This window comes from Parabacteroides sp. PFB2-10 (genome assembly GCF_029893085.1).
Classification (GTDB): Bacteria; Bacteroidota; Bacteroidia; order Bacteroidales; family Tannerellaceae; genus QVMG01.
In genome coordinates this window covers 216235-230207 of record NZ_JARXWI010000004.1, presented here as the reverse complement: position 1 = coordinate 230207, position 13973 = coordinate 216235, and the positions used below count along the sequence as shown (strand labels likewise).

10 protein-coding genes are annotated in these 13973 nt (G+C 48.5%); 2 read left to right on the top strand and 8 right to left on the bottom strand.

Translation table 11 applies throughout. The annotated features are described in order from the left end of the window. Positions 1-8 precede the first annotated feature (8 nt). The 7 genes from M2137_RS05425 to gpmI form a co-directional block, all read right to left on the bottom strand. Entirely contained in the window at positions 9-2051 is a 2043-nt protein-coding gene (locus M2137_RS05425) for a HAMP domain-containing sensor histidine kinase (RefSeq protein ID WP_280765446.1), read from the bottom strand. 125 nt (positions 2052-2176) lie between these two features. Beyond that, a complete protein-coding gene (locus M2137_RS05420) occupies positions 2177-4336 on the bottom strand; it encodes a S46 family peptidase (RefSeq protein WP_280765445.1) in 2160 nt (719 codons plus the stop codon). 31 nt (positions 4337-4367) lie between these two features. Beyond that, a complete protein-coding gene (gene cls, locus M2137_RS05415; RefSeq protein WP_280765444.1) occupies positions 4368-5792 on the bottom strand; it encodes a cardiolipin synthase in 1425 nt (474 codons plus the stop codon). Positions 5793-5870: 78 nt separating this feature from the next. Then, positions 5871-6350 (bottom strand): CYTH domain-containing protein, encoded by a 480-nt coding sequence (locus M2137_RS05410; protein WP_280765501.1) that lies wholly within the window; start codon positions 6348-6350, stop codon positions 5871-5873. A 76-nt stretch (positions 6351-6426) separates the two neighbouring features. Next, entirely contained in the window at positions 6427-7485 is a 1059-nt protein-coding gene (locus M2137_RS05405) for a DUF2027 domain-containing protein (RefSeq protein ID WP_280765443.1), read from the bottom strand. Positions 7486-7511: 26 nt separating this feature from the next. Then, complete coding sequence (locus M2137_RS05400) at positions 7512-8093, bottom strand: DUF3109 family protein (protein WP_280765442.1); 582 nt, start codon at positions 8091-8093, stop codon at positions 7512-7514. A 94-nt stretch (positions 8094-8187) separates the two neighbouring features. After that, positions 8188-9711: a 2,3-bisphosphoglycerate-independent phosphoglycerate mutase gene (gene gpmI, locus M2137_RS05395; RefSeq protein WP_280765441.1), complete on the bottom strand. Its 1524-nt coding sequence runs from the start codon at positions 9709-9711 to the stop codon at positions 8188-8190. 84 nt (positions 9712-9795) lie between these two features. Between gpmI and M2137_RS05390 the strand changes: the two genes are divergently transcribed. Both M2137_RS05390 and M2137_RS05385 read left to right on the top strand, forming a co-directional pair. Next, positions 9796-10500 (top strand): SprT family zinc-dependent metalloprotease, encoded by a 705-nt coding sequence (locus tag M2137_RS05390; protein ID WP_280765440.1) that lies wholly within the window; start codon positions 9796-9798, stop codon positions 10498-10500. Between the two features lie 350 nt (positions 10501-10850). Continuing rightward, positions 10851-13085: a S9 family peptidase gene (locus tag M2137_RS05385; RefSeq protein ID WP_280765439.1), complete on the top strand. Its 2235-nt coding sequence runs from the start codon at positions 10851-10853 to the stop codon at positions 13083-13085. Here the strand turns inward: M2137_RS05385 and M2137_RS05380 are convergent, their stop codons facing one another. Continuing rightward, on the bottom strand, positions 13086-13967 hold the full coding sequence (locus M2137_RS05380; protein WP_280765438.1) for a DUF4249 family protein: 882 nt from the start codon (positions 13965-13967) through the stop codon (positions 13086-13088). It lies immediately after the preceding gene. Positions 13968-13973: the final 6 nt, after the last annotated feature.

Here is a 13973-nt window from a genome sequence, read left to right as displayed (position 1 = left end):
AAGAGAGCTTAGGCTCTCTTTTCCGGTTTATCTTGAGGGATGCGCACATAGAAGGTAGATCCCTTTTTTGGTGTCGATTCGACCCAGATGCGTCCACCCATTTGGGTGACCAATCCTTTGCATATAGCCAATCCGAGGCCGACCCCTTTCTTACCGTTTTGCAACTGAGCAAAGCGGTTGAATATCGCCTCCTGTTCCTCTTTCGGAATGCCCTCGCCGGTATCTTCCACGTAGAAAAGCACTTCGCTTCCTTTGCGCTCATACCCAAAACGGATATGGCCGGTATGGGTATGCTTCACGGCGTTGGTCAGTAGGTTGGTCAATACCTGTATCAACCGGCTGCGATCGGTCTCGACAACCAATTCATCACAAGGATCCAACAGGAGTTCGACCGACGGAGAGACCCGCAGCCTTATCATATCGTAGATCTCTTTCATCATCGCTTCGAGCGATTGCTTTTTGTAATACAAGCTGATGGTGTTCGATTCGATCTTGGAGATATCCAACACATCACCGATGAGTGTCTGAAGCAATTCGTTGTTGTTCTCGATAATATGGGAGAATTCCTGCCGTCGCTCCCGGTCTTCTTCATCGACCAGTATCTGAGAGAAACCGACAATGGCATTCAGCGGCGTGCGTATCTCATGGTTCATATTGGCTAAAAAGGTCGATTTCAGGCGGTCGGCCGCTTCCGCTTTCTCTTTGGCTTCTGCCATGACCGCCTTGCCTCGCTGAGCTATACGGGTCATAAACAACAGGCCACCGACAAGAACGATCAGGAAAATACATCCGCCAATCCACAACATCAGTTGCGTACGCATCTGTTTGGCTTCGATTTCCGCCTGAACCTTCTCCATCTCTAATTTGTCGACTTCATAACGCGTACGCATATCGGCCAGGCTCTCCTGATAACCGGTTTTGTTGATCGAGTCTTTCAAGAGCATGATCTCTTTCTGCAGATCGACTACCTCTTTGTAGTTGCCCAGATCATAATAGATACTGGCTTTCTGACTCATGTAATGCTCCTGGGAACTCAGCATATTCTGTTGCCGTCCGAGTTCGATGATATTATCGATGTAATTGATGCTTTTCCGAATATACCCCTCCTTTATCTGCGGGTTGTCCGTCACGGAGGCCAGCTTCATATAGTATTCATTATACAACTGGTCGAGGCCGATCTGCCGGTCGATCTCCATATCGTTTTCTTTCACCAGTATTTCCAGTTGATTGATATGTTCAAGCGCTTTCGGAAATTCTCCCAATCGAATCAATTCCCAGGCATTGGAGAATTGCACAGAGTAATCATATCGACTTAACTGATAAGCGCTTGCCGCGGCAGCCTCCGGATCTTTCCTCAACTCCGCGATATAGTCTTCCGCCTTTTTTACATATGTCATCCGATTATCGCCCGGTGTGAATTGAAATAGTTGAACCAACAGAGCTATTTGCTGAATAAGCGGTGCCTTCCGTTTTTCCATACGATCCAACACATCCAGGTAGATTTTTTCGCCATCTTCCGGCATATTGTTGAGGAAATAAAAATAGGCCAGGTTTTGATCCGCCATCTCTATGCCAATCGGATAATCCATTTCCCGGGATAAGGTTTTCATCTTCTCGACACCATCCAACACTTCCTGGTTCTTCCCATGCCGCACCAAGAGGTAAAGATTAAATCGTAAGATCTGTATCAATTCGACCGGATGATTCATCTTTATCAGTAGAGGCTCTACCTCCTCAACAAAAGGCGCCAAGGCATCCTCTTTCTCTACATAATAATAGTTGGCCTGCCGCGAGAGGGCACGAGCCAGGTGATCGGCATCTTGTTGCCTTTCGGCTTCTTGTCGGTAGAATTGAATATAATCGTACTCCAAGGCATGGTCGTTCGCCAGCTTCTCCAAATAGAGCAATCGGGAGCTGTCGGGAAGAGTTTGGAGATGCTTCCTCAGGCTATCCGGCCACTGAGTTTCCGCATAGCCTGAGGCGCATATAATAAATAACCCGATCAAAAGAAGGGATACAATACGCACAAACCGATGAGTAAAGGTATTCATTGGAATAGTTATTTTATCTATGCTCACACTTTATAATTCAACAAATGTAAAAAAAACTACCCAATACGGAATGCTTTTGACAGGAATTAACCGGGTTTTCCTGTTTTCTGTCAGGAATAATCCCTTTATTCTTCCAGATCCATCTCCTCTATCAAGTAGGAGGCACCCGCATATTTATCCATGATAAACAAGACATAGCGGATATCCACGATGATGCTGCGTTGGTAATCGGGCAGGTATTGGATATCTCCTCCTACGCCTTCCCAGTTGCGGTCGAAATTGATGCCGATCAGGGCACCATTTGCATTCAGGACAGGGCTGCCGGAATTACCACCTGTCGAGTGGGTTGTGGCGCAGAAGGCAACGGGCATCTGTCCCTCCGCCGTCTGATAACGTCCGTAATCCTTTGTTTTATATAATTCTTTCAGACGATCGGGCACCACAAACTCCCAGTTGTCGGGATCCTCTTTTTCCATTACGCCTTCGAGGGTGGTCTGGTGTTTGTAATACACCGCGTCGCGGGGAGCATACCCCCTAACCTGTCCGTAGGTGAGGCGAAGGGTGGAGTTGGCATCGGGGAAGTTCATTTTGTCCTGATCCATCTCCAATAATCCTTTCACATACGAGCGGTGCGCCAATGCATAGGCGGCATCGAAGGCGGCCTGTGCCTCGGTTAGGTAGGCTCTTTCTTGTTGTACGGAGGCTGCGAAGAGGATCATCGGATCGTGCTGTAACGCTTTCAGGGTCGGTTTGGCAAAGAAGCGGTTGAAATTGGCCTCACTGCCATAGATCGACTTATCGAAAAGATAATCCACAAAGGCATCCACGTCACCTTTGAACGCCTTATCGATCTCTGCGAAATAGGCAGGCTGGTTCTCCTTGGCTACCCGGGCACAGTATTCTTTCAGCATGACCTTGGCTACTTTCCGATCGACTGCCGGCGCATAATCTTTATTGGCAAATCGTTCATAATCTCTTTTCAGGCGGGTCAATAGTTTTTCCTGCTCCTCTTTATTCTTATTCTTCATGGCTTCCATCAAGGCTTCCACCTGATAGGGCACACGTGTGAACTCCAGACTTAACAGAATGGCTTCGTTCAGCATCCAGCTACGGAAACGTAAGTCCTTCCGATCGGCAATGATCTGCTCCATGGCACGCAGGGCATCGGGGTATTCTGTTTTGTTGTTCTGACGCGACCAGGCTAACAGACGTTCTTGTTCTGCCCGCTTCACCTCTTCAAAATCACGCTTTCCAATCGCCCAATTCGTGCCAATGGCGTTCTTATAGGAATTGGTCGAACCGGCATATTTGCTGGAATACTGAATACGTACCGCCGGATCAGCCAGCATCTCTTCTAACAAAGCCTGCTGACGCAATTCGCGCATGGCGATACGGACAGCATTGTCTATGTCACGACGTTCGGCTACCTCCCAGGAGGTATAATACTTCTTAGTCGTTCCCGGGAAACCGATCATCATGGCATAGTCGTCTTCCTGCACCCCTTTGAGGGATATCTGCAGCCATTTCTTCACCTTCAGCGGTACATTCGTTTCCGAATAGACAGCCGGTTCCCCATTGGCATCGCCGTATACCCGGAAGACAGAGAAGTCGCCCGTATGGCGCGGCCACATCCAGTTGTCGGTGTCAGCACCGAACTTACCGATAGAGGAAGGGGGAGCACCTACCAGACGTACATCGGAATAGCTCTTTTTGGTAAACATATAATATTGATTGCCACCATAGAAAGCCCGGATCTCTACCGATACCCCTGCATGATTAGCTAAGAAAGCCTCGCCCACCTTCTCGCGTGCCAGCTGATTCAGGTAGCGTGGGCTCATAAAATTCATACTAAGCGGGTCCGTATCCTTCTCCAGCTCCTTCTTGACATACTCAGTCACATCTTCGATCGCTTCAATAAAAGTAACCGATAAGCCCGGATTGGGAAGCTCTTCGGCACGTGATTTCGCCCAAAAGCCATGCGTCAGGTAATCATTTTCCACAGTGCTATGCTGCTGTATCTGCCCATACCCGCAATGGTGATTAGTCAGGATCAATCCATCGGGCGACACCACCTCACCCGTACACCCGCCACCGAAATGCACGATCGCGTCTTTGATAGAAGGTCCTTCGGGATTATACAGGTCTTCGGCATCCAATTGCAAGCCGAGGCGCTGCATATCGGTAAACTTCTGCTGCTTCAACAGCGGCAACAACCACATTCCCTCGTCTGCCATCATAGGCAGGGAGATGAATAAAATCAATAAAGAAATACAAATTCGTTTCATATCATTATGTTTTTTGTTAGAAAAAAAGTGACTAAAAGACAGGAGTCATCAGCCGCAACAATGACTCAATGTAATGCTTCCACCGCGCACGCTTCATCCACTTGTCGATATCCACCTCGTAAGCATCTTGCATATCACGGAAAAAGATCTCTTTGCATTGCCGGGCAGTATCCACGTCATACACGAAAGCGCTGCTCTCAAAGTTCAGTTCAAAGCTTCGCGTATCCATATTGGCTGATCCGATAATCGCCAAATCATCATCCGCCACAATCAGTTTGGTATGCAAGAAACCCGCCGTATAGAGATAAACCTTTACATGACTCTCCAATAAGGAACGGATAAAAGAATTAGAAGCTGCCCCGACTAAGCGGTTATCCGATCGCTTGGGTAGCATCAGCCGCACATCCACACCGCTCAGCGCTGCCATCTGCATGGCTTTTAGGATCTGATCGGAGGGCATGAAATAGGGTGTTTGTATATAAACATATTTCCGGGCATTGGTAATAGCCTGAAAGAAGCCTTCGGTCAGGGACTCATAGGTATTCATAGGACTACTGGTAACGATCTGTATCGGATTATGCCCTTTGTCGGATATCTCCGGAAAATAATAGGGGCTTTCCAGGCTCTCTTTGTGCGAATAATACCAATCCAACAGGAAAACAACCTGCAGAGCATGCACCGCCTTTCCCTCCACACGCATACTCAGATCGCGCCATACGCCCCAACTCACACCTTCCGCATAACAATCCTTTATATTCATCCCTCCGATATATCCGATCCGACCATCGATCACAGCTACCTTCCGGTGGTTGCGGTAGTTTACCCGCCGCGCGATATACGGGAAACGGATCGGCAAGAAGCAATCCACCTGTACGCCTCCCTGTTCCAACTCTTTGAAGAAACTCTTCTTTGTCTTCAGGCAGCCCACATCGTCGTAGATAATCCGTACCTCTACGCCCTCTTTGACCTTGCGGATCAATAATTCTTTCAAGCGGTTACCCACCCGATCGCTTCCAATCGCGTAATAGAGCAGATGGATATGCTTTTCTGCCTTCTCTATATCGGCAAACAACCGATCGAATTTATCCTTCCCTTCCGAAAACAGCTCTATCTGATTGCCATTTAAGACAAGCGAATTGCCTACGTTCTTAAGTAATATCTTCAGCTTACGGTAGGTATCATCGCAGCTTTCTTCGTCCTGTAGATTAAAATAGGGAGTCGCTTTACCCTCCAGGTCTTTGGTCATTCGGCGGTTTACGCTCCATGTCCTCCGGTGGTTTTCGCCAAAGAAGAGATAGAGAATCAGTCCGATCACCGGTAAGAAGGTTAGTACCAATACCCAGGTGATCGTCTTCTGCGGGTTGCGGTTCTCGGAAACAACCACCGTGATCACCCCTATGATTGTTACGACATAGAGTATTTGAACAATTAATGATATTATTTCATATGTGCCCATTCGCTTTTAGATCGGAAAACAGGCCACTAAGATAGGGAAAAGATAGGGGAAATGAAAACAGGAAAAGGCTTATTGGCGCTATTCTTTCCAGTCTTTGTAAGGATATTGGGTCAACATAGAATTGTAGTAACGACGATCGCCCGTCACCTCTTTTCCGATCCAGTTGGGCAGGGTAAACGACTCATCCGCCGAGACCAGTTCTATCTCAGCGAGTAATAGACCTTCGTTGGCGCCATGAAAGAGGTCTATTTCCCAAGTATGTCCGTCGACAATCGCCCAATGCCTTGTCTTTTCGATGGCACCCGGTTCGCAAAGCAGAAACAACTCTTCCGCGTCTTGTAGCGACAGTTCCTGTTCGAACTCATAGCGACTCAGCCCGCCGTCCTGGGAAGGCCCTTTGATAGTCAGCCATCCCTTCTCCCCGGCAATACGTACACGCACCGTCCTGCCCGGCTGGGAAGAGATATACCCCTGCCGAAACCGCTCCGAGCGGATCACATCCGGTAAGAAGTTACCTGTCACTATGTATTTACGTTCGATCTCGAGCACGGTATGAATTATGAATTATGAATTATGAATTATGAATTATGGGAATTAGCGACCTCTCATAATTCATCATTCACAATTCATAATTCTACTTTATAGTTACCATCGTTGCCCCAAACCCGTATTCGCGGAAAGAGGCATCCTGGTAGTGATAGTGTTTGTATTTTGTCTTCAGCTCTGTTTCAATGGCTTTGCGCAACACGCCATCGCCTTTGCCGTGGATAAAGACCACTTTTTGTCCCTTCTTGGTTGCAAAGGATTTCAGGGTGTCATGAAACTTCTCTAATTGATATGCCAACATATCTGCAGGGCTCATGCCGGCTGTTGTATCTAATAGCTGGTTGATATGCAGATCTACCTCGAGTATACCATCCGCCGCCGGTTTCTTTTGCACCTTCTTAGGTTCCCGGCGGTCGACACGCGCCTTTTCCTGCATCGCCTGTTGCAATTCGGCGGATGATACCAATAGCTCCCGCTCCGGCAGGTCATTGATCACAACCGGATAGACCAACGCATCATCGTCGAAAAATTCATTGGGACGGAAGCAATGCAGCTTGTAGAACTTCACGGTATCCAAGCGCAACTCTACCGATACGGCGTTCTTCAAGGCATAGGGTTTGTCTTTCTTGAAAGCAATAAACTGCACGCAAATACGCTCCAGGTCGTTCAGATGCTCTTTGCCGAACTCTTCCAGGAAGACCTGCGTATTGGGTTCGACAACTCCATGCGAACGGCTGTACCAGCTATTGTTCTCCCGGTTCATGTAGTTATAATAGAGGAAGTAGTTGCTGTCGTTGATAAAGTAGGCTTCATAGCCACTATCCGTCAAGGCCTTCGGGTCTACCGGCAGGTAAGCCAGGTAGATATTCAATCGCTCCCCTTCGCGGGTCTCTATAATGGGTAGGTCTTGGGGATCAGGCTCAGGTTCAGCCATTTTCACTTCGACAGGCGCTTGCGTTTTAGGTTGCGTCGTACTATGCACCTGCATATTGCCTTCGCCCACCACTACGCACTCGCGGATCAATGCCGGTACCTCGAAGCCATCGGCATCTTCCACCAATACCTGATCTTTCCCTTTGAAGCTGCGTACAATACCTCCTCCTACGGAGTTCAGGAAACGTACTTTATCACCTACTTTAATATTCATCTGTTTCTTCTTACTTCTTTAACTACTTATTTCTTCTTCTGTTTCAGCCACTCTTCGGCGGCTGTTTCCAGTTTATCATACCATTCCTGGCCGAATTTGCGCGTAAGCGGCTCCTTCAGAAAGCGATAGGCAGGTAGTCCCTCTTTCTTCCCCAATAGTTCCGCCGCTTTGCAGATGCTCCAACGGTCGAGGTTCACGGCCGAAAAGGTTTGGTAATGCTTTATGCGTACCGGATACAGATGGCAGGAGACCGGTTTGTAGAAATCGATCCGCCCTTCCCGGTAGGCCTTCTCAATGGCGCATTTGCAAACGCCTACCTCATCGTAACAGGTAAAGACACAGTCTTTCCCATCGACAATAGAGGTCACCGTCTCGCCACCGGCATCGATATAGGCCACGCCCTGCTTATCGATCACCGCCTGCGCCTCAGGCGACAGTTCATCCCATATCTCAGGCAATATCCGTCGCAACACAGCCAGTTCTCCCTTTTCCAGCGGAGCACCGGCATCCCCTTCCACACAACAAGCCCCTTTACACTGGGACAAATCGCAAAGGAAATACTTCTCTATCAGATCAAAACTAATGAGGGTGTCGTCAATTTGTAACATGTTAATAAGAATTGATAGTTGATAATTGATAATTGATAATTGAGAACAATAGAGCATCCCTATCAATTATCAATTATCAACTATCAATTACTATTCATTTAATCAGGTTCTCCCCCGTCATCTCCTTCGGTTGCTTCAATCCCATGATGTAAAGGATCGAAGGAGCCACGTCGGCGAGGATACCATTTTTCACTTCAGCTTCTTTGTTTTCTGTCACATAGACAAAAGGAACCGGATTCAGCGAGTGAGCCGTATTGGGCGAGCCATCTTCATTCAACGCATTATCGGCATTCCCATGGTCGGCAATAATGATCACCTCATACCCATTGGCCTTTGCCGCTTCTACCGTATCATTCAGGCAGGCATCGATTGTCACTACCGCTTTTTCAATAGCTTCATACACACCTGTATGTCCTACCATATCACCGTTCGCATAGTTGCAGACAATGAAATCATATTTGTTTTTCCCGATAGCTTCTACCAATTTGTCTTTCACCTCAAAAGCGCTCATCTCCGGCTTCAGGTCGTAGGTAGCTACTTTAGGTGAAGGCACCAGGATGCGGTCTTCCTCATCAAAAGGTGTTTCCAATCCGCCGTTAAAGAAGAAGGTCACATGCGCATATTTCTCTGTTTCGGCGATATGCAATTGCGTCTTGCCTACATGTGCCAGGTATTCACCTAAGGTATTGTTCACGTTCTCCTTGTCGAACAGGATAGTCAACCCCTTGAAAGTAGCATCATACGGTGTCATGGTGAAATATTGCAGATTCGGAATGATCTGCATACCCACCTCCGGCATATCCTGCTGAGTCAGTACGATCGTCAGTTCTTTGGCGCGGTCGTTGCGGAAGTTAAAGAAGATAACCACGTCACCCTCTTCGATCTTGGCTACCGGCTGCCCGTTTTCTACATGCACGATGGGTTTTACAAACTCGTCGGTCACCCCTTCGTCATACGATTCCTGCATAGCAGCTACCATATCCTCTGAGGCTTTCCCTTTGCCGGCGGTCAACAGGTCATACGCCTCTTTCACGCGATCCCACCGCTTGTCACGATCCATAGCGTAATAACGGCCAATGATCGAAGCGATCTTGCCACCGGTCGTTTTCAGATGGTTTTCCAGTTGCTCGATAAACCCTTTCCCGCTTTTCGGGTCGGTATCGCGTCCATCCATAAAACAATGCACGTAGGCTTTGTTCACCCCGTATTCTTTGGCTATCTCCGTTAGTTTGAACAGGTGCTCCATCGAGCTATGTACGCCTCCGTCGGATACCAGCCCCAGGAAATGGATCTGTTTGTTGTTTTCTTTCGCATAGCTATAAGCGCGTTGGATACCCGGATTCTCCAGGATGGTGTTCTTACGGCAGGCGATATTGATCTTTACCAGGTCTTGGTAGACAACACGTCCCGCGCCGATATTCAGATGCCCCACCTCAGAGTTACCCATTTGTCCATCGGGCAGACCTACATTTTCGCCCGATGCCTGTAATTGTGAGTGAGGATAGTTTTCCAATAGATAGTCCCAGTAAGGAGTGGGCGTATTATAGATCACATCGTTCTTTCCTTTTGAGCCGATGCCCCAGCCATCGCAGATAATAAGGAGTGCTTTTTTGTTCATAAACTTGCTTTTTTATATTGTTTGTTGATTATTCGAAAACGCGGGTGCAAAGATAGTAATAAATAGCGTATTTTTGTTTTCTCAATGGCGGAAAAGAAGATAACAGACAGGGATCTGGGAACAATCACTTTGCGGTGGGGAACGCGCTATAAACGCATCACGCTCAAAATAGTCCGGGGCGAACTGATCGGCACCATGCCTTCCTTACGGGATGAGCCACGTATATTGGCTTTTATCGAAGAGAACCGTCTGAAACTAACCACCAAACTACAACAAACCCCGCCTCCCGCGATCATCGACGAAAACACCGACTTGCAAACCGCCTCTTTCCGCCTCTCCATCCTGCGTGAAGAGCGAAAAAACATAGCTCTTTCCCTGCAAAACGGGTTACTCACCCTACGTTTTCCGGCGCATATCGATATCTCTCAACCTCCTATCCAGCAGCAGATCCGCGAAATACTCAAAAATATCTTCCGCAGGGAAGCCAAACGCCTCCTGCCTATACGCCTCCGCCTGTTGGCAGGCCAACACGGATTCACCTACAATAACCTCCGCATCACCAGCAGCCACACCCGTTGGGGTAGCTGTTCGTCGGCAAAAAATATCAATCTCTCCCTCTACCTGATGCAACTCCCCTGGCATCTGATCGACTATGTGCTCCTGCATGAACTCTGCCACACGCGCGAAATGAACCATAGCCCCCGCTTCTGGGCACTTATGGATAGCGTAACCAAGCAAAAAGCCAAAGCGCTGAGAAAGGAATTGAAAAGCTATCAGATGATTTCCTAAAGATTTTTTCCAATTTAAGCTATTTGCCATCTGTTTTCGGGTCAGCGGCAAACACCCAAATGTTAAAATCGCATTTGTAAGCAAAACGGGCGTTTTACTTACAAATCCATACGTTAAAAAGTGTTTCTCCCGGGAGTTTGTCTCCGAAGTCCCGCTTTTTTGCGCGCAAAGTCCCTCCGAAATTACAAATCGTAAATTAGGGGTTTCGCAGGAAATGGGCATTTTAACATCCGTTTACACTATTATTAAAAAAAACCGCGATTTTGTCAAAATAATAATTCGCCTTTCGATAAATTCTTATATTTGAGCCCACAACTATTCGCTTGTTTAACTAGATCAATAATAACACCATGAAACAGATTTTTATCTTTACGCTGACACTATTTCTATGCTTCCACGGCACGGCCGCGACTGCGCAAAATCCATTGAGTTTCGACGATGTCTTCTCAGGCCGGCTGATACAGACCGAAGGAAGCGGAACGATTAACTGGCTAAAAGACGGGGAGCGCTACAGCCGCCTGGAACGTAATGCCGAAACAGGAGGTATGGACGTGGTGGCCTACCGAGCCAAAGACAACAAACGGGAGGTGTTGATTCCCTCCTCGCTCTTTACCGACAAGGCAACCGGAAAGCCCCTACCGATACGCAGTATCACTTGGAGCGACGACAATCAGAAAGTATTGATCTACAATAATACCCAACGGGTATGGCGCTATGACACACGGGGTGACTACTGGGTGCTCAGCCTGACCGACAACAAGTTGCAACAGATCGGCAAGGGCTTGCCGGAGTCTTCCCTGATGTTTGCCAAATTCTCGCCCGACGCTACCCGCGTAGCCTATGTATCGAAAAACAATATTTATGTGGAAGAGCTGGCCTCGGAAACAATTACTCAACTCACCTTCGACGGCAATGAGACAATTGTGAACGGCACCTTCGATTGGGTCTACGAAGAAGAATTCAGCTGTCGAGACGGCTTCCGGTGGAGTCCCGACGGAAAGCAGATCGCTTACTGGCAAAGCGATACGGAAGGAACGGGCGTATTCGACATTATCAACAACGTCGATCAGCTCTACCCCACCATCCTACATTTCCCCTATCCGAAAGCAGGCACGGCCAATTCGGCGGTGAAGGTCGGCTTTATCGCGGCAACGGGCGGCACGACTACCTGGATCGATATACCGGGTGATCCGCGCAATAACTACCTGCCACGCATGGAATTTATCCCGGAAAGCAACGAACTATTTATCCAGCAACTCAACCGTCCACAGAACACCAATACTGTCTGGATCGTTGATCTGAACAATCCGACTCCGCAGAATATCTTTACCGACCGGGATGATGCCTGGCTGGATACCAATGATAATATCCAATGGTTGCAAAACAATAAATACTTCACCTGGGAAAGCGAGCGAAGTGGTTGGCGCCATCTCTATCGGGTGAGCCGTGACGGAAAAGAGATCCTGCCGATCACCCAAGGGGAGTTCGACTATATTTCACCCGTAGGCATGGATAAACAAAAGGGACTGGTCTATTTCATGGCTTCACCCGATAACTTCACACAGCGCTATCTCTATTCGGCTCGTCTGATGGGCAAAGGGGAAGTGCAGCGGCTTTCACCCATCGACCAAGCGGGACAACACCGTTACACCATGTCGCCTACCGGCAAATGGGCGGTACATACGTTCCATAATGCGGTGACACCGCCCGTTATTTCCATGGTCTCTTTCCCGAAACACCAGACGGCACGTGTGATTGTAGACAACCAAAAGGGCAAAGAGCAATACGACGCCCTGGGATTGCGCCCGAAAGAGTTTCTGAAAGTGCGCTCGGGTGACCTCCTGTTGGATGCCTGGATGATTAAACCGGTCAACTTCGATGCGACAAAGAAATACCCCGTTATCATCGATGTGTATGGCGAACCTGCCAGCGCCACCGTACAGGACTCTTGGGGAGGTGGAGACCTCTGGCACCAATACCTTGCCAACCTGGGATACCTGATTGTCAGTATCGAAAACCGGGGTGCCAATACGCCGCGCGGAAGAGAATGGCGCAAATGTATCTATGGCGAGGTAGGTACTTTTGCCTCCGAAGATCAATGCCGGGGTATTATGGACATGGCGCGACAGTTCTCCTACATCGACCCATCGCGGATTGGCATTACCGGATGGAGTGGAGGCGGCAGCCAAACACTCAACTGTATGTTCCGCTACCCGGATGTGTTCCTGACAGGCATCGCGATTGCTTTTGTTGCCGACCAACGCCTGTACGACACTATTTATCAAGAGCGCTATATGAATACGCCACAGGCTAATCCGGAAGGCTACCGCAAAGGCTCTCCCATTACGTATGTAGAAGGGTTGAAAGGGAATCTATTGTTGATCCACGGAACAGGTGATGACAATGTGCATTACCAGAATTGCGAACTATTGGTCAACAAATTAATCGAACACGAAAAGGTATTCTCCCAGATAAGCTATCCGATGCGCAGCCACGGCATCAGCGAAGGGAAAGGCACTACCCGCCACCTGCGCAAAAGCATGGAGAAGTATTGGCTCGACTACCTGCCGGCAGGAGGACGGTAACTACTCATAGACCCGCGTCACTGTCGACCGGGCATAGGTAGCAAAGAAGCCCGATACGGCCACCTGCCCGGGATTATAGAGCGATCTGAAATTAGACTCGATATTAGCCGGAGGACCTCCAAAGAAAGGGATGGATCCTTCGGCTTCGCTTTGCGCGTGAGAGAGGAAGTCGGCATAGTCCTTGTTTATCACATCTACGATCAATTCTATTTCATCACCCGGCTGCACCAGCGTCTCTTCATTTTTCTGATTCAGATAGAAGCAGGCAACGCCATCGAACTCCTTCTTACCCAGGTATTCTTCACTGATAATAAAATAGCCATCCAGGGAGTCGTTGATCAAACGGCCATTGCGGGCGGCATGCAGGCTGAAGTAATTCTCCTCGTTATCCGGCAACTGTCCATACAGCTTGATCTCTATCATGTCATTGATCAGGGTCACTTTCCGGAAAGCGATCGAGTCGAGCTGGGCAGCATACGGCAGGTAAGAGGTCGCCTCGAACTCCTCCCGCTCGCCATCACCATCGAAGTCTACCGCTACATGCAGACGATACGCCTGTCCCTCCACGCCTTTGCGGGAGGATTCCATCAGGTAGGTGCCCGGCTCGGTCAATAGTTCATACAGCTCGATCGATTTATCTCCGCTATACAGGGTCACCACGGCGCCCGATACCCCTTGGGGAGGCGTCGTCTCAAAATAGCCTGCCGAGCGGGTCAGGCGGATAGCGTGACGTTTATATTCGTTGGAATAGGTGCCATAGATAATCAGCCGTTCCGGGGCATTATCCGTATCAATATCGATTATTTCCTTACAGGAAAACAGGGACAGGACAACAAGAAGGATCCAACAAAGAGGCCATATGGGATGTATTCTATGCATCATACAGGG

Bases quoted from the DNA above. Each gene is read 5' to 3' on its own strand.
- M2137_RS05425 (WP_280765446.1), bottom strand. From the start codon at position 2,051: ATGAATACCTTTACTCATCGGTTTGTGCGTATTGTATCCCTTCTTTTG.
- M2137_RS05420 (WP_280765445.1), bottom strand. From the start codon at position 4,336: ATGAAACGAATTTGTATTTCTTTATTGATTTTATTCATCTCCCTGCCT.
- cls (WP_280765444.1), bottom strand. From the start codon at position 5,792: ATGGGCACATATGAAATAATATCATTAATTGTTCAAATACTCTATGTC.
- M2137_RS05405 (WP_280765443.1), bottom strand. From the start codon at position 7,485: ATGAATATTAAAGTAGGTGATAAAGTACGTTTCCTGAACTCCGTAGGA.
- M2137_RS05400 (WP_280765442.1), bottom strand. From the start codon at position 8,093: ATGTTACAAATTGACGACACCCTCATTAGTTTTGATCTGATAGAGAAG.
- gpmI (WP_280765441.1), bottom strand. From the start codon at position 9,711: ATGAACAAAAAAGCACTCCTTATTATCTGCGATGGCTGGGGCATCGGC.
- M2137_RS05390 (WP_280765440.1), top strand. From the start codon at position 9,796: ATGGCGGAAAAGAAGATAACAGACAGGGATCTGGGAACAATCACTTTG.
- M2137_RS05385 (WP_280765439.1), top strand. From the start codon at position 10,851: ATGAAACAGATTTTTATCTTTACGCTGACACTATTTCTATGCTTCCAC.
- M2137_RS05380 (WP_280765438.1), bottom strand. From the start codon at position 13,967: ATGATGCATAGAATACATCCCATATGGCCTCTTTGTTGGATCCTTCTT.